At 64.0% G+C, this 16,393-nt stretch carries 13 protein-coding genes; 3 read left to right on the top strand and 10 right to left on the bottom strand.

Annotation, left to right across the window (positions count from 1 at the left end; translation table 11 throughout):
- Window positions 1-4 precede the first annotated feature (4 nt).
- Both AYM40_RS14120 and AYM40_RS14115 read right to left on the bottom strand, forming a co-directional pair.
- Complete coding sequence (locus tag AYM40_RS14120) at window positions 5-1,909, bottom strand: propionate--CoA ligase (RefSeq protein ID WP_063496759.1); 1,905 nt, start codon at window positions 1,907-1,909, stop codon at window positions 5-7.
- A 301-nt stretch (window positions 1,910-2,210) separates the two neighbouring features.
- Complete coding sequence (locus tag AYM40_RS14115; protein ID WP_063496758.1) at window positions 2,211-3,488, bottom strand: MFS transporter; 1,278 nt, start codon at window positions 3,486-3,488, stop codon at window positions 2,211-2,213.
- Between the two features lie 510 nt (window positions 3,489-3,998).
- On the opposite strand from AYM40_RS14115, the gene AYM40_RS14110 reads away from it, so the two are divergent.
- Window positions 3,999-5,678, top strand: a complete 1,680-nt coding sequence (locus AYM40_RS14110) for a methyl-accepting chemotaxis protein (RefSeq protein WP_063496757.1) — start codon at window positions 3,999-4,001, stop codon at window positions 5,676-5,678.
- Between the two features lie 165 nt (window positions 5,679-5,843).
- Here AYM40_RS14110 and AYM40_RS14105 read toward each other — a convergent pair whose 3' ends face one another.
- From AYM40_RS14105 to AYM40_RS14090, 4 genes are read right to left on the bottom strand one after another with little or no spacing between them, the layout of a single operon-like run.
- Window positions 5,844-6,704 carry an HlyD family secretion protein gene (locus AYM40_RS14105; protein ID WP_063496756.1) on the bottom strand — a complete coding sequence of 287 codons (861 nt, stop codon included), beginning with the start codon at window positions 6,702-6,704 and terminating at the stop codon, window positions 5,844-5,846.
- 13 nt (window positions 6,705-6,717) lie between these two features.
- Window positions 6,718-6,918: a DUF1656 domain-containing protein gene (locus tag AYM40_RS14100; RefSeq protein ID WP_063496755.1), complete on the bottom strand. Its 201-nt coding sequence runs from the start codon at window positions 6,916-6,918 to the stop codon at window positions 6,718-6,720.
- Complete coding sequence (locus tag AYM40_RS14095) at window positions 6,908-9,118, bottom strand: FUSC family protein (protein ID WP_063496754.1); 2,211 nt, start codon at window positions 9,116-9,118, stop codon at window positions 6,908-6,910. The genes AYM40_RS14100 and AYM40_RS14095 overlap by 11 nt, the downstream gene beginning before the upstream one ends.
- An 11-nt stretch (window positions 9,119-9,129) precedes the next feature.
- Window positions 9,130-10,701, bottom strand: coding sequence for an efflux transporter outer membrane subunit (locus AYM40_RS14090; protein WP_063496753.1), 1,572 nt, complete (start codon window positions 10,699-10,701; stop codon window positions 9,130-9,132).
- 310 nt (window positions 10,702-11,011) lie between these two features.
- Between AYM40_RS14090 and AYM40_RS14085 the strand changes: the two genes are divergently transcribed.
- Window positions 11,012-11,950, top strand: coding sequence for a LysR family transcriptional regulator (locus tag AYM40_RS14085; RefSeq protein ID WP_063496752.1), 939 nt, complete (start codon window positions 11,012-11,014; stop codon window positions 11,948-11,950).
- Between the two features lie 219 nt (window positions 11,951-12,169).
- Window positions 12,170-12,328, top strand: a complete 159-nt coding sequence (locus AYM40_RS41910) for a hypothetical protein (protein WP_181448376.1) — start codon at window positions 12,170-12,172, stop codon at window positions 12,326-12,328.
- Between the two features lie 139 nt (window positions 12,329-12,467).
- Here AYM40_RS41910 and AYM40_RS14080 read toward each other — a convergent pair whose 3' ends face one another.
- From AYM40_RS14080 to AYM40_RS14065, 4 genes are all read right to left on the bottom strand, one after another.
- Window positions 12,468-13,187 (bottom strand): SOS response-associated peptidase, encoded by a 720-nt coding sequence (locus AYM40_RS14080; protein ID WP_063496751.1) that lies wholly within the window; start codon window positions 13,185-13,187, stop codon window positions 12,468-12,470.
- A gap of 252 nt (window positions 13,188-13,439) precedes the next feature.
- Window positions 13,440-14,246 (bottom strand): metallophosphoesterase, encoded by an 807-nt coding sequence (locus tag AYM40_RS14075; protein ID WP_063496750.1) that lies wholly within the window; start codon window positions 14,244-14,246, stop codon window positions 13,440-13,442.
- A gap of 51 nt (window positions 14,247-14,297) precedes the next feature.
- Window positions 14,298-15,716, bottom strand: a complete 1,419-nt coding sequence (locus AYM40_RS14070; protein ID WP_063496749.1) for an FAD-binding oxidoreductase — start codon at window positions 15,714-15,716, stop codon at window positions 14,298-14,300.
- Between the two features lie 86 nt (window positions 15,717-15,802).
- Window positions 15,803-16,228 carry a DUF2069 domain-containing protein gene (locus tag AYM40_RS14065; RefSeq protein ID WP_420488478.1) on the bottom strand — a complete coding sequence of 142 codons (426 nt, stop codon included), beginning with the start codon at window positions 16,226-16,228 and terminating at the stop codon, window positions 15,803-15,805.
- Between the last annotated feature and the right edge of the window lie 165 nt (window positions 16,229-16,393).

Below are 16,393 nucleotides of genomic sequence, written 5' to 3'. Positions count from 1 at the left end.
CTCGCTAGTGCTTCGTTGAATCCCCCAGCGCCTCCCGCACCTGCTGCAGCGCCGCCGGATCCTCGATCGTCGGCAGATCGCCCGGTTCGCGTCCTTCGGCCAGCGCCGCAATCGCGCGGCGTAACAGCTTGCCCGAGCGCGTCTTCGGCAGCATCGATACCACCACCACGCGCGCCGGCCGCGCAATCGCGCCGAGCTGGCGGTCGACCGTTGCCGTGAGTTCGGCTTCCAGCTTCGCCCGCGCCTTCTCGCTCGCATAAGCTTGCGCGTCGCGCAGCACCACGAAGGCCATTGCCGCCTGACCCTTCAGCGCATCTGTCACGCCGACCACCGCCACTTCCGCGACCGCCGCGTGGCTCGACAACGCTTCCTCGATCTCGCGCGTGCCGAGCCGATGGCCGGCGACGTTGATCACGTCGTCAGTGCGGCCGAGGATCGTCACATAACCGTCCTCATCCTGAATGCCCCAGTCGAAGGTCGAGTAGACCTGCTGGTTCGGAACGCTCGACCAGTACGTGCCGATAAAGCGCTTGTCGTCGCCCCACACCGTCGACATGCAGCCCGGCGGCAGCGGATATTCCAGCGTGAGCACGCCTTTTTCGCCCGTCGGGCAGGGCTCGCCCGTCAGTTCGTTACGCAAGGTCAGATTGAAACCGGCCGACGGCACGCCCGGCGAACCGAGCTTGGTGGGCAGCGCTTCGACGCCGCGCGGAATCGCCAGCATCGGCCAGCCGGTTTCGGTCTGCCAGTAGTTGTCGATCACGGGTTTGCCGAGCGCGTCGGCGATCCATGTGGCGGTCGGTTCGTCGAGCGGCTCGCCGGCGAGGAACAGCGCGCGCAGGCTCGACAGATCGGATTTTTTCAGCAGCGCCGGGTCCTGCTTTTTCAACACGCGCAACGCAGTCGGCGCGGTGAACATCAGATTGATCTTGTGGTGTTCGACCAGGCGCCACCAGATGCCGCCGTCTGGACGAATCGGCGTGCCTTCGTACATCACGGTAGTGAGGCCCGCAATCAGCGGTGCATAGACGATGTAGCTATGGCCGACCACCCAGCCCACGTCCGACGCGGTAAACATCGTGTCGCCGGGCTTGCCCTGAAAGATGTGTTCCATCGATGCCGCCAGCGCCACCGCATAGCCGCCGACGTCGCGCTGCACGCCCTTCGGCTTGCCGGTGGTGCCCGAGGTGTACAGCACATACGACGGCTCGTTCGATTCGAGCCATTCGCATGACACGCGCGCATCGAAAAACTGTTCGCGCAGCGGCTCGTAGGCGACGAGGTAGCTCGCGTTCAGGCGTTCGGGCGCGAGTTGCCGATCGATCAGCAGCACGTGCGGCGTCTTGTGGGTCGCTCGCGCGAGCGCCTCGTCCACTAGCGGCGTGTACTCGATCACCTTGCCGCCGCGTGCGCCAGCGTCGGCGGTCACGACCAGCACAGGTTTCGCATCGTCGATGCGCGCTGCCAGGTTGTGAGCCGCAAAGCCGCCGAACACCACCGAGTGAATCGCGCCGAGCCGCGCGCACGCGAGCATCGCGAACAGCGCTTCGGGGATCATCGGCAGATAGAGCAGCACGACGTCGCCGCGCTTGACGCCCAGCGAGCGCATCACCGCGGCCATGCGGTTGATTTCCTCATACAGCTCGGCGTAGGTGTAACGCCGTTCGATGCCGGTTTCCGTCGACACATACACCAGCGCATTCTGCTGCGCCCGCTCGGCCAGATGCCGGTCCACCGCGTTATGGCACAGGTTCGTGCGGCCGCCGACGAACCAGCGAGCGAACGGCGGATTGGAGCGGTCGAGCACCGTATCGAACGGCGTTTGCCAATGAATCCGCTGCGCCTGTTCACGCCAGAATGCCTCGGGTTGCTCGATCGAACGGCGGTGGAAGTCGCGATAGGGGGTCATCGGCGGCGATCCTTCGGCTGCGTGAGTGGATGGATGTCGAGTCGTACGGCAGGCGTGGGCGTGGCGAGAAAGCAGTGCGTACGTCCGCACAAGCATAGTGCACGCGCCGCTGTGCGGGCAACGCGGGTTCACCATGAGCGCCACTGCACCCGGCATGGCGCGACGCCGGGCCGACTGGACTAAAGCTGCGGCGACGGCCGTGCCGTGCTGTGCAATCCACGCAAAGACCGCCGGCAAACCCGTCGCTCCAAAGAAAAAGGCGCCGCAGCGCCTTTTTCTCATCCACTTCCGGCGAAGCGCATCACGCTTTCGCGCGCTTGCCTTCGACATCCGGCAGAAACACCGTCAGCACGCCGATCAGCGGCAGGAACGAGCAGACCTTGTACACATAGGTGATGCTGGTGGCGTCGGCCAACTGCCCGAGCACGGCAGCGCCGATCCCGCCCATGCCGAACGCGAAACCGAAGAAGAGGCCCGCGATCATCCCCACCTTGCCGGGGATCAGTTCCTGCGCATAGACGAGGATCGCCGAGAACGCCGAAGCCAGCACGATACCGATGATCACCGTCAGCACGCCGGTCCAGAACAGGTTGGCGTACGGCAGAAGCAGCGTGAACGGCGCAACGCCGAGGATCGACACCCAGATCACATACTTGCGACCGATCCGGTCGCCAATCGGACCACCGATCACCGTGCCTGCCGCGACTGCCGCGAGGAACACGAACAGATGGACCTGCGCGGCCTGCACCGGCAGATGGAACTTGTCGATCAGATAGAACGTGAAATAGCTGTTGATGCTGGCGAGGTAAAAGTACTTCGAGAACACCAGCAGCATCAGCACGCCCATCGCGAACATGACCTGGTTGCGCGACAGCGTCGCGTGACCGGTCTGGCTGCGCGCCTTCTTCACGGCGGGATGCTGCTTGTACCAGCGGCCGATCTGCGCGAGCACGACGATCGCGACCAGCGCCGCCACCGAGAACCACGCGATGCTGCGCTGGCCGTGCGGAATCACGATCAACGCGGCGAGCAAGGGCCCGAGCGACGAACCCGCATTGCCGCCCACCTGGAACAGCGACTGCGCCAGACCGTGGCGGCCGCCCGAGGCCATGCGCGCCACCCGCGACGATTCCGGATGGAACACCGACGAGCCGCAGCCGACCAGCGCCGCCGCGACCAGCAGCACGCCGAAACTCGGCGCGACCGACATCAGCAGCAGGCCGGCGAGCGTGAAGCCCATGCCGACGGGCAGCGAATACGGCTTCGGATGCTTGTCGGTATAGCTGCCGACCAGCGGCTGCAGCAGCGACGCGGTGATCTGGTAGGTCAGCGTAATCAGGCCGATCTGCCCGAACGACAGCGAAAAGTTGTCTTTCAGCATCGGGTAGATCGCCAGAATCAACGACTGGATCATGTCGTTGAGCAGGTGCGAAAAGCTGATCGCGCCCAGCACGGAGTAGACCGTGCGCTGGACTTTAGCGGCCGGCGCTGTGGCAGCCGGGTTGGCAGCGAGGTTGGCAGCACTGGCGGGAGCGGTTGAGGCGCCGGCGAGGGCGCTTTTATCGAGGCTCGTTTCCATACGCTAGTTGAGAGTGAGGAGAGGGTGGAAGGTCATGATTTCAGGCTGCCGGCGCGTCGTCGTTCTTCGTGTTCGCTTGCCTGTTCGACTGATGCGTCATTTCGACGCGGCGTCCAGCGTTGTCAGCTATTTGTCGAAGTTTAATGTGGCTTCGATGAAATGTAAGGACAAGTTTTGTCGCGAATCGGACACTGGTCGGTCTATCCGGGCGATACGGTTGCGCTGAAATTGGGCGACTGGTGCACTGCGGCGGTGCTCGCCGCGAGTGTGTTGCCATTACCACGCATGGTTGGCAAGTCCTCTGATAAAAGCAGTTCGGCGATTTTTGGCCATGTATAAAACGGTCGCGGGCGCGAAGCTTACAAAGCGATGCGTCGAGGACCGGGCGCGACGGTCGGCATGACGCGAGCGGTATTAAAGATCGCAGACGTTTATGCCGTAGACCCGGAGAGATAGGCATGAATGCCGGAACCGACCTTTTCGGCAGTGCGATACGCGGGGACGAGGAATATGAAAGCAGTTTCGCTGGACGGCCAGACGGGCGTGGGGTTCGTACCGGAAGGGGACGCGGCGGGCAAGCCGTCGCCATCGCGTGGACAGGGCAGCCGCTCGCGTGCCGTGCGGCTCAACGGCCTGTCGGTGAAGGCGATGCTGCGGCTTGCGTTTGCCGTGTTGCTGATCGGCACGCTCGCGATCGGTGTGTTTTCGCTGACCCAGATCAGCCGCCTGAACGCCTCGGCGCAATCGATCTACGACCAGGGCCACGTGGCGAGCCGCGCGGCCGAAGAGGCGCGTGGTCACATGCTGCGCGCCAGCCGCGCGCAAAAGATGCTGCTCACCGCGACCACCGCCAAGGAGCGCGACGATCTCGGCGCCGACATCGACAAGGGTTTGAGCGGTCTCGCCACGGAACTCGGCACGCTGCAGCAGTACGTCGACACATCCGACGCGAAGGCGGTCGACCAGCAGAAGAAGTTTGCCGCTGCCGTCGCGGTGTGGAGCGGCCACTTGCGTGACTTCGTGACGCTCGTGAAAGCGCAGCCGCTCGATCTTTCGCAGATGAACTGGCAGGTCGGCACACAGGACGTTTCGCTGCTGGTCGAGACCGGCAAGCTCGAAAAACTCGTCGACGAACTCGTCGCCCAACGCAGCACGGCCGCGAAGGCGACCATCGAGGCGTCGGGTTTTATCTTCCATTCGTCGTTTGTGATGATTGCGGTGATGACGGTCGCGCTGATTGCGCTCGCGTTCGGCATTGGCGAGTGGGTGGTGCGACGCCTTGCCGGCCAGCTCGGCGGCGAGCCGGCGTACGCAAAGGAGATTGCCAGCCGGATCGCGGCGGGCGATCTGTCGAATCAGATCGCGTTGGGGCGCAAGGACAAGTCGAGCCTGCTGTACGCGCTGCACGACATGCAAAGCGGCCTCGCGACAACGGTCTCCGACATCGCATCCAGCGCGGACGCGATTGCGATGGCGTCGGGCGAAATCTCGATGGGCAATCTGGACTTGTCGCAGCGCACCGAGCAGCAGGCGATGGCGCTGGAGCGGACCGCGGGCAGCATGGAGCAGTTGACCTCGACGGTGCGGCAGAACGCCGACAATGCGAAGCAGGCGAGCATGCTCGCCAACAACGCCTCGGAGATCGCCGAGAAGGGCGGCGACGTAGTGAGCCGCGTGGTGGCGACGATGAACGAGATCAACGACAGCGCGCGAAGCATTGGCGACATCATCGGCGTGATCGAGGGGATTGCATTCCAGACCAACATTCTCGCGTTGAACGCGGCGGTGGAAGCAGCGCGGGCCGGCGAGGAAGGCCGCGGATTTTCTGTTGTCGCGGCTGAAGTGCGGAATCTGGCTCAGCGTAGCGCCGCTGCGGCCAAGGAGATCAAGGGCTTGATCAGTACGTCGGTGGAGCGAGTGGGCAACGGGTCGATATTGGCCCAGGATGCGGGTCAGACGATGGATGAAGTCGTTAAGGCGGTGAAGCGCGTGACCGACATCATGGGTGAGATTTCGGCGGCTTCTTCCGAACAGAGTGCTGGGATTGAGGAGATCAACCTTGCGGTAACGCAGATGGATTCGGGGACTCAGCAGAACGCCGCGCTGGTGGAGCAGGCTACCGCGGCTGCGAGATCGCTGGATGATCAGGCCCGCGGCCTGAAGCAGATGGTCGGGAAGTTCAGACTATAAAAAACGGCGAAACCCCGCGAATGAGACAGCGTGTCGGCGCGCGCAGCGCTGCCGATGCGAAGCTGCTGCCCCCGCACAGGGGGCGACGCTAATAGACCAATAAGAAATCAGGGAAAGGCCAAAGCCACAGGCGCACAGACAACGTGCGCCGCGAAGGCAAACCGCTCAGCTTGGCTTAACAACAACGGTACAGGTAATGCCAGCGGCAAGCACAACACCGTCAGGCACGGAATCGATCTTCACCCGCACCGGCACGCGCTGCGCCAACCGAACCCAGTTGAAAGTCGGATTCACATCGGCCAGCAGCTCCCGGCTTTCAGGATTATCCCGATCATAGATCCCTCGAGAGATGCTCTCGACATGCCCTTGCAGCGTGCCGCCGCTCATCAACCGGACTTCGGCCTTATCGCCGACGCGAACATGAGGCAGCTTGGTCTCCTCAAAATACCCATAGACCCAGAACGAGTGGCTATCGACAATCGCCAGCTTGGCAGACCCAGCAATAGCGTAATCGCCCTGAAATACATTCAGATTGGTGACATACCCGTCAACCGGCGCGACAACCCGGGTCCGCTCGAGATTCAGCTTGGCGGCATCGAGCGCAGCCAACGCCTGTTGATAAGAAGCCTCAGCAGCAGAAGCCGTGTGAGTCGCATTCTCACGACTCTCCGTAGACACAACCAACGCGTCCATATCCGCACGCCGCTGCGCATCATCCCGCTTCATCTGCAACTCGGCCTTACGCGCAGCGACAGCAGCTTGTGCCTGCTCAACAGCAATCGCATAGTGCGACGGATCGATCTGCATCAACAGATCCCCCTTCTTCACCAGTTGATTGTCCTTAACAGGCAAATCCACAACCGCGCCTGAAACATCCGGCGCCACATTCACAATCTCAGCACGCACGCGCCCATCGCGAGTCCACGGCTCATCCATGTAATGAACCCACAACACGCGCCCAATCAAAATCGCGACGATAAAAATAATGGCTGTCGCGACGAAGCCCACAATATTTCGGATGGTCATGTTTCGACTCTGATCAACGATAAACGGCGAGACCGAGCACGCCGCACACGCAGACGAGCAAGCTGGCCCTGAACAATGACGGATGCCACACCACGCGATACAAGCCTGTATAGGCAATCACGCGGTCCAACACCCAGGTAAGCGCGGCGCCCGCGATAAACAGCAGCACGATGGCCGGCACGTAGGCGTCGAAAACGGCGATATCACGTGGCATGACGAACTCCTTCAGACGCGTCGGCACGTCCGCTCATTAGCGGTTCAAGCGGCGATTGCGGATCGAGCAGCGCGGTACGAATGAAATGCAGTTGACTCAGAATGCGTTGCAGCCGATGCCGCTCCTCGCGTGGTGGCGTGAAGGTGGCCAGCATCAGTTGAACTGCGGCAATCGCATCGGTGGTGGCGGCGAGCGAGCGGTCGAAGCGGTCCGCACGCGGCCGTTCGAATAGCGCGGTCACCGCATCGCGCATCGCACGCAATCTGACGCGCCACGGCATCGACTTCGCGTAGCGCGCGTCGGCGGGCAGCGCCGCCAGTTCGCGGCGCAAGTCAATCATTGCATTGCCCACTTCGAGCACCGAGAAGAGCCAGCGCAGAGTGTCGCGCTTGAGCTCGGGTTCGTGTTGCGCGAGCGCGTTGATCTGGAACATCAGATCGCGCGTGCCGCTCTCGAAGCGTGAACGCACCCGGCGCATGCCCGCACGGCTCGCTAGCGCCACCTGGCGGCGCAGGTCCGCCAGCATGCGGTTGCGCAGCCACGGCGTCGAAGGCGGCAGCAGCACGGCAAAGGCAATCACGCATGCCAGCATCGACAGCACCAGCGCAAGCGCGTCGTTAATGGTGCCGCTCGGATCGTAATGAATCACGTTGTCCGGGCCGGCCAGAAAACAGAAGAAGATGCAGTAGCCGACGCCGTAGCCGGCCAGCGCCGGGCGCGTCGTCATGAACACGCCGAGCAGCAGGAACGGCGTGAGCGCGGCGCACAGCAGCGGAAAGCCGTCGATGTGCGGATACACGCCGTACACCACGATCATGCTCATCACCGCGGCAACCAGCGTGCCGCCCGCCATCTGGAACGCCGTGCGCTTCGGATTCGGCGACGACGACGCCAGCGCGCATACCGCCGCGGCAGCCAACGTCAGGGTCGAGCCGCTCGGCCACGCGGTCGCGATCCAGAATGCGCCGAGCGCCATCATGACGATCGCCGCGCGCAGGCCGGCGACGCCCGCGGCGATCGCGTTCGTCTTCGGTTCGTAGCGCTCGATCCAGCGCTCGCGTTCGTGCGTGTCGACGGCAAGCGACGCATAGGTGGCCACGTACGCGTGCAGATCGTCGATGAAGCGGCGCAGCAGTTCAGCACCCGTGTCGAAGTCGAGCAGCGGTGCGTCCGGCTGCGTTTCCAGTGCGGCGCGTGTCGCGCCCACCCGCTTGGGCAGCTCCGCTTTGTACGCGTCGAGTTGCGCGGCGGAGTGGGTGGCATCCGCGGCGCTCAACACCGGTTCGCCTGATTTCGCGAGCAGGGGGGCGATTTCCTTGAAGTACGGCTCCAGTGCGTCGACCGCGACGGTCGCGCTGCTCGTGTTCGTATCGCGCAGCCGGTTCATCAGCTGATGCAACGCGTGAAAGCGCGTCGAGGCGGCCATGAACTCGCTGTTCAGACGCGCCAGACGGCCGCTGCGCATCCGCGAATCGGGGCCTTCGAACACGGCGGCACTGCGCGCCGCTTCGAAACCGACGATGTCGGCGACAAAGCCCGCGTTGGTTGCTTCGATCCGCGCGCGGTCGTTGCGGCCTGCCAAAGAGGCCGACACATACTCGACGAACGCAGAGAAACGCGCGCGCACGGTGCTGCGCATCAGCAAGCCGGCAAACTGCGGAAACACCAGCCCGCTGACGGCGCCCGCGCTGATGATGCCGACCACCACTTCCGCCACCCGCGTAAGCGCGCTCAGAAACGCGCCATCTGGATGCTGTGAAGCGGGAATGCCGATCAGCGCGGCGGTGTAGCCGGCCAGTACGAATCCGTACGATTTGAAGTTGCGATTGCGCGCGGCACCCGCGGTGCAGATGCCGACCCAGATCGCGGTCGTGGCGATGAACAGTTCCGGCTGCTGCGCGAACAGGCCGATCAACGCCAGCATCACGACGAGGCCGACCAGCGTGCCGCAGATCCGGTAGAAGCTCTTGGCGAACACCATCCCGCTTCGCGGTTGCATCACGATGAACACGGTGGTCATCGCGGTGCGCGGCTGCGGCAGGTCGAGTTTCATCGCGATGCCGAGCGCCAGAAAGCAGGCGGCGAGCGCTTTGAACAGATAGACCCACGTGAGGCCGTCGGTGCGCGCCCAGTCGGCGGCGGCCGCGTAGAGCGCGGCGAACGATGTCGGGCGCGAGCCGGGAGAGGGGGCGGCTGACATGATCGGCTTCCTTATTCAGCCGCGCTGGCGCTGGCGTTGACGGAAGGGTGGCTCGGGCTCGCCGCGGCGGTCGAACTGGCTGCCGAGGCGTTGCCCTTCCCATGCGCCGGCAACGTCTCGTTCGCCTTCGGACCATTGGCCGGCTCGTCGAGTCCACCGCCCAAAGCCGTGACCAGCGATGCATGCGCGCCGAGGCGCTCGGCCTGAATCTTCGCGACGCCTTCCTGTGCGTGCAACAACTGGTTTTGCGCGATCAGGACATTCAGATAGTCGGTCAAACCGCGCCGATACCCTTCGCGCGCCAGATCGTAGTTCTTGCGAGCTGCTGCGACCGAACGGTCGGCGTCTTGCGCCTGGGTTGCGAGTGAACGGATCCGGATCACCTGATCGGAGATGTCCTTCAGCGCGCCGACGATCGACTGGTTATAGCGATCGACCGCCTCGTCGTAGCCTGCCGACGCCGCGCCGAGCTGCGAGCGCAGACGTCCGCCGTCCAGGATCGGCAGCGACAGCGCCGGACCCGCGCTCCAGCTATGCGACGGGTTCTTCAGGAACTGGAACAGCGGCCCCATTGCGGCATATCCGCCGATCGACGCCAGCAGGTTGATGTCCGGATAGAAGTCAGCCTTGGCGACGTCGATGCCGCGCGCTTGCGCCGCGACCGTCCAGCGCGCCGCGACCACGTCCGGCCGATGGCCGATCAGATCCGCGGGCAGCGCGCCTGGCAGAGCGGCGGGTGCGTTGTCGAGCGAGAGCGTCGGGCGCTGGATCGCGTCGCCCGCGCCCGGACCCTTGCCGGCCAGCGCGGCCATCTGATTGCGGCCGAGGGCGATCTTTTCCTCGATCGCATCGATCTGGCGCTCGTATTCCGGTACCGGCGTTTCGGCCTGGCTCACATCGAGCTGCGTGCCGATGCCGCCTTTCAGACGCCGGTTCGCCAGGTCGACGATCTGCTGCTGCTGCTGCAGCGTGGATTTGGCGATATCGAGCAGCGCGTAGTTCATCGACAGCTCGATGTACGTGCGCACCACGTTGCCTTCCAGTTCGAGCTGGGCCGCGCGGAAGTCCGCCGCGCTCGCATGGGCGGCGTCGAGCGCGCGTTCGGCGGCGTTCTTGTCCTTGCCCCAGAGGTCGAGGTTGTACGACAGATCCAGCGTGCCGGTGTTGTTCCACGACTGCTCGCCCGCGAGCGGGCCTGGGCCGTAAAAGACGTTGTCGGCCCATTTCTGACGCTGGATCGACAGGCTGCCGTTCACTTGCGGCGAGAGCGCCGAACGGGCGACGCCCGCCATCGACATGGCTTCGCGTACGCGCGCCTGGGCGGCAGCGAGACTCGGATTGCCCGCCTGCGCGGCTTCGACCCACTCATTGAGCTGCGGATCGTTATACGCGCGCCACCAGTCGGTGGCCGGCCATTTGGCGTCCGCGTTGGCGGCCCGGATGGCGTTGCCTGCATCGAGCGAGGAGGGCTCGATTCCGCGGTCCTGCGGCGCGATGCCTCCGGTACTGGCACAACCTGCGATTGTTAATAGGATCGTGAGAACCGCGGCTGCGGCGATCCCTTTCTGTACCGGAGACTGCACGATTTCCTCCAAAAATGGCTATAGAAGCATGTGCGTCATTATATTTTTTGATTGATTGGGGAATAACTGGTAAAAATGCAAGGGATTTTTACGCAATATGAGACAATCGCCTTTGCGAATCGTGTAACAATCGCTACCGATTTCGAGCAACTTTATCGCAACTATGTTGTATGGGACCGGAGTAAGTGTTTTGCATGGGACCAGAGTAACGCCCTATGGGGCTGGAGTAAGCGCTAAAGCGCGAACTCCAGCCGACACGCGAACCCTGGCCGACAGCTGAAGCACTAACTCCGGATCGACAGGGAAAAGTATGGATACGCTTCAAAACATGCGCGTATTTGTCCGCGTCGTCGAAGCGGGCAGCTTCACGGGTGCCGCGCAGCATCTGAACACGACCACGGCGTACGCGTCGCGCGCAGTTTCCGACCTGGAAGCGCACCTGCGCACGCGTCTTTTGAACCGCACCACGCGCCGTATCGCGTTGACTGAGGCGGGTGAGCGCTATCTGCAGCGCTGCGAGCAGATCCTTGCGTACGTGGATCAGGCGGAAGCGGAGGCCAGCGACGCCCACGCGCGTCCATCCGGCAAGCTCAAGGTCCACGCGATGACGAGCTTCGGCCAGCACTATGTGGTGCCGGCGGCGGGCCGCTATCAGGAGCGCTATCCGGACGTGCATATCGAACTGACGCTCGCGCAGCGCATGCCCGATCTGCTCGACGAGGGTTTCGACGTATCGCTGACGCTGGCGACCGGCCTGCCGGATTCGGGGCTGGTGTCGCAGCGGCTGGGCAGCGCGTTCAGCATCGCGTGCGCGTCGCCGGCTTATCTGGAGCGGCACGGTGTGCCGCAAACGCCCGCGGACCTCGCGCACCACACTTGCCTGCAATTGGTCACACCGGTGTTCCCGCCCGACAAATGGACCTTCGACGGCCCGAACGGCGAGGAAACCGTCGCCCTTGGCCCGGCCACCTTCCAGGTGAACGTCGCCGAAGCCATGGGGGTGGCGGTGTCCAACGGCATGGGGGTCGGACTGATGCCGATCTATTCGGCGATTAGTGGTCTGCGTAGCGGCGACCTCGTGTGGCTGTTGCCGGCATACACATCGCAGGAAATGAATCTGTACGCGTTGTATCCGTCCCGGCAGTATCTGGACGCGAAAATTCGCACCTGGGTCGAATTCCTGCGCGACGAACTGCCCGCCACGCTGGCCGTCGATCAAGAGGAGTTGCGCCAGTTCGCGCGCAGCTGAAGCCGCGCCGCGCGGGCGGTTTACCATGGTCGACGATTCCAGGCCGAGGTGGCGGGACAGCCTGTTACACAAGTGCCGCGCCGCAACATTTCCTTACTTCTACGCCGCGGTCGATTTGCTAACGTGTGGTCCATGCGCTGCCGCATTCAGCCGGACGCGTTCAATTAGCCGCCGTTCGGCAAACCGCAACAACCGCAACAATTGAAGGACGAGGAATTCATGGATACGCATCTGATGATCGGCGTGGCCGTCATGCTGGGACTGATCGGAATCGCCGCATCGCGCGATCTGCTGCGCCGCCTGCGCGACCAGCAGCCGCAACTGGTGCCGATCAAGGTCGAGCGTCCTGATTCGCAGGCACAACGGCGCGATTGCTGAGGCTCTGAAATGCGCCAGCACGCCGGGTTGCCGGGCGCGCGGCGATCGAGCTGGATGTTGCATTTTTTAAATATGTTTTCCGCGATACCGCGCCGTTACGGTGCGGCTGCCGGTCAGCTGCGATTGGCGCGCCGCGCGCTCAGTGCAGCGCTTCGATCAGACCTGGTTCGTCTTTGAGCGTGCGGTCTACCTCCGGGCCCACCCGGTGCCAGCGAAAGCGCGCGGCGGGTAGGCAGGTGCTGCGTGCTAGCTGCTCGAGCTCGCCGAACTGCAGCGCCGGGTCCAGCCAGCGGCGCGCCGCCTCCGGCGCGAACACCAGCGGGCGTCGACCGTGCACGTCGATCAGGCCCGCATCTGCGGTGGCCGTCACGATCACCAATCCCATGCCTTCAGTTTGCGGTTCGGTGCCACGTACGCTCGATAAGGCCGCAAGGTACATCGGTACGTCGCTTTTCAGATGCACGTAGTAGGGCTGGCGGACCGTTGCGCCGGCTTCTCCCATGTTGTCCCCGTTTGATGTTCCGGGCGCCGCTTCCATGCGCCATTCGAACCAGCCGTCCGCCGGCACCAATACCCGTCCAGTTTTCCACAGGTCTTTGAAGTAGCGCGTATGCGGCGCGGTTTCGGCGCGCGCGTTGATCGTTTGCGGCAGATGCTGCTCGCGTGCCCAATCCGGGCAATAACCCCAGTGGATCGCGTGCAGCGTTTGGTCCGGGTAAATGGCCAGCGGGTGGGTCCCCGGCGCGAGGTTGTAGCCGGGGCGGCGGTCGGCGGCGTCGAACAGCATAAGCGGGTCGGTGAGGCCGAGCTGCTGTGCGTACAGATGCGGATCGCGGTACTGGCTGATTCGACCACACATGAGCGACCTCCGGAGATCACCGGGCTGTCGGGTTTCACCGATTGAGCTATCCGGGTGATTGGGTGCGGCGCCGATGTGCCAACGCCAACGCCAACGCCAACGCCAACGCCAACGCCAACGCCAACGCCAATGCCAATGCCAATGCCAATGCCAATGCCAATGCCAATGCGTCGGCACGCCCCGAACCCAACGACAACCACAGCGTAGTGCGTGGCGCCCGGCCGCGCTACCCAGATCGGCCCCAAGCCGACGCTATATCTCGACGACCTTATCCCACGCGAACTGCGGATTCTCCAGCCGACGGGTGCGCCGGTCGAGATAGCCGCGTGGATTGCAGATCACGCGCGTGCCGTTCACGGTGTAATCGAACGGCGTATGCGTATGCCCGTGAATCCACAGTGCAACGGGCGAGCGCACCAGTTCCGGCAAATGATTGACGAAACCGGCCGACACGAGGTCTTCCGCATAGCGCTTGGCCAGACTCAGCCGATGCGGCGCATGATGCGTGACGACGATCGTCTTGCCGTCGAACGGCCTCGCGAGTTCGCTTTCGAGCCAGGCGCGGGCCCGGCGGTGCAACGCGATGGAATCGTCAGGGGTGAAGTCGCGCGGCGAGTCCTGGGTGTCGTGCGGCCAGTTCATCTGGATCAGGCCGCGGAAGTCGAGCATCACCCGGCGCGCCGCGCCAATGGACTCGGCAAGCGTGTCGGGATCCGCGCCGTATAACGCGAAGTCGGTCCACAAGGTGGTGCCGAGCACGCGCCAGCGGCCTTGCGGGTCGACCAGCGCGGCGTTGTTCAACACATGCACGTTGTCGACTTGCGCGGCTGCGTCGTAGAGGGCGGTTTCGAGCGCGCCGAATTCGCCGTCGTAGTACTCGTGATTGCCGGGCACGTAGACCACCGGCACGGCGCCGTCGAAGGTTTGCGCGGCCCAGCGCGGGCCGGCCGCGTGATTGTGGATGTCGCCGGCCAGCACGATCAGATCCGCCTGCGCATGCGGGATCAGCTCGGGCTCGTCGTTCTCCAGATGCAAATCGGACAGCACTCGAATCTTCACGACAACGACTCCTGCAATGGGCTCCGCACCAAACGGCGAAGGCTTCAAACCCTAGCGTAGCACCTTGCCCGGATTCATCAGGTTCAGTGGGTCGAGCGCGCGTTTGACGGCGCGCATCAACTGCACCTCGACGTCCTGCTTGTAATGCATCGCCTCGTCGATCTTCAACTGGCCGAGGCCGTGTTCCGCGCTAATGCTGCCGCGATGCCGATGCACGCTGTCGTAGACGATCTGATTGATCGGGCTTTCCCAGTTCTTGAGGAACGCCTTCGCGTCGACGCCTTCGGGCGCCTGCACGTTGTAGTGCAGGTTGCCGTCGCCGAGATGGCCGAACGTGACCATGCGCGCGCCCGGCACGGCTTGCGCGATCGCCGCGTCGGTTTCCTCGATGAAATGGCCAATGCGCGAAATCGGCACCGCGATATCGTGCTTGATGTTCAGGCCTTCCTCAGCCTGGGCGAGCGGGATGTGTTCGCGCAGATTCCAGAATGCCCGCGACTGTGTGAGGTTTGCCGCGACCACCGCGTCTTCGACCAGGCCTTCTTCGAGCGCGGTTTCCATCAGACGCTCGAACAGTCCGCGCGCGTGCTCCTCGCTCTCGCTGTCTGACAGTTCCAGTAGCACGACTTGCGCATGCGGTTCGGCGAACGGATAGCGCATCTGTTCGAAATGCCGGCCCACGAGCCGCACGCAGAAATCCGACATCAGTTCGAAGCCGGTCAGAAGCGGCCCGGCGAAGCGTTGCGTGAGCGACAGAAAATCGAGCGCCGCATGCGGCGACGCGAGCGCGGCGAGCGCCGTGACGCGCGCGGCCGGTTGCGGATGCAGCTTGAGCACAGCAGCGGTGATGATGCCGAGCGTGCCTTCCGCGCCGATGAACAGGTCGCGCAGATCGTAGCCGGTGTTGTCCTTGCGCAATCCGCGCAGGCCGTCCCACAGTTCGCCTTGCGGGGTGACCACTTCGAGGCCCAGGCACAGCTCGCGCGTGTTGCCGTAGCGCAGTACGCCGGTGCCGCCCGCATTGGTGGCGAGATTGCCGCCGATCGTGCAGCTGCCTTCGGCGGCGAGGCTCAGGGGGAGCAGGCGGCCGGCTTCTTCGGCCTGCTTTTGCACTTCGGCGAGGATCACGCCGGCTTCGACGGTGATCGTGTTGTTGTGCGGATCGATGTCGCGTACGCGGTTCAGACGCCGCAGGCTGATAACCGCCTGCGCGCCGCTTGCATCCGGCGTGGCGCCGCCGGCCAGACCGGTGTTGCCCCCTTGCGGCACCAGTGCGATGCGATGCTCGACGGCGAGTTTGACGAGTGCCGCGACTTCGTCAGGCGTGGCCGGGCAGAGCACCGCGCAGGCCGAGCCAGTATAGCGGCGGCGCCAGTCGGTGAGGTAGGGAGCGGTATCGTGCGGATCGGTGAGCACTTGGGCGGCGCCGATGGCGCCGCGGCAAGCGGCGAGGAAAGCGGCTTGGGTCATGTTGGTCGGTCAGGATGTTTGGCGGATAGGTTACGCGGGAAGTGGTGCGGGAAGCGACGCGAGAAACGACGCGAGAAGCGCTGTTCTCAGCGTGTGCCTCCCTCGGCATATCCGGCGTTCTGCTGTGCGTTCTCCTTTGCTGCCTGCTTCGCTGCCCGTTTTGCCGCGCGCTTGAACGGTGCGACATACACGAGCGTGCAGACGAAGAAGACTACGGCGAGGATGACCTCGAGCCAGCCGAGGCGGGCGCTCAGGCCGCGGTCGCTCCAGCCGCGGACGATGCCCTCGGCAAAATACAGGAGGATCAGCATCGACGCCCATTGCAGCGTATAAAGCCGGTGCCCCCACACGCCGGGCAGGGCGAGCAGTAGCGGCACGGCTTTGAGCACCAGCGCCGAGCCGCCCGGACGCAGCGGCGCGAGCCACCATTCCCACGCGACGGATAAGACGATTAGCGCGAGCAGGGCGGCGGCGGCGCCGAATGCAGCAGAAGGTTTGGGCTGAACCTGCATGGCAAGCGCGGGCATGGACGCGGTTGTGCCGGTGTCTGCGGATGACGTGCCGACTTGCTGATGAGTGCGGCTGCCGACGCGTGGGTCGGCGTTTGGATTGCTATATCCGCGTTGTGCGTCTGCCTCGCTCCCTGCCATTTGCGCACCGGGTTCGCTCGACTGCGC

The sequence above is a fragment of the Paraburkholderia phytofirmans OLGA172 genome, from assembly GCF_001634365.1.
Classification (GTDB): domain Bacteria; phylum Pseudomonadota; class Gammaproteobacteria; order Burkholderiales; family Burkholderiaceae; genus Paraburkholderia.
Note: the sequence above shows the minus strand (reverse complement) of the source record. Positions and strands in the feature narration are given on the sequence as shown.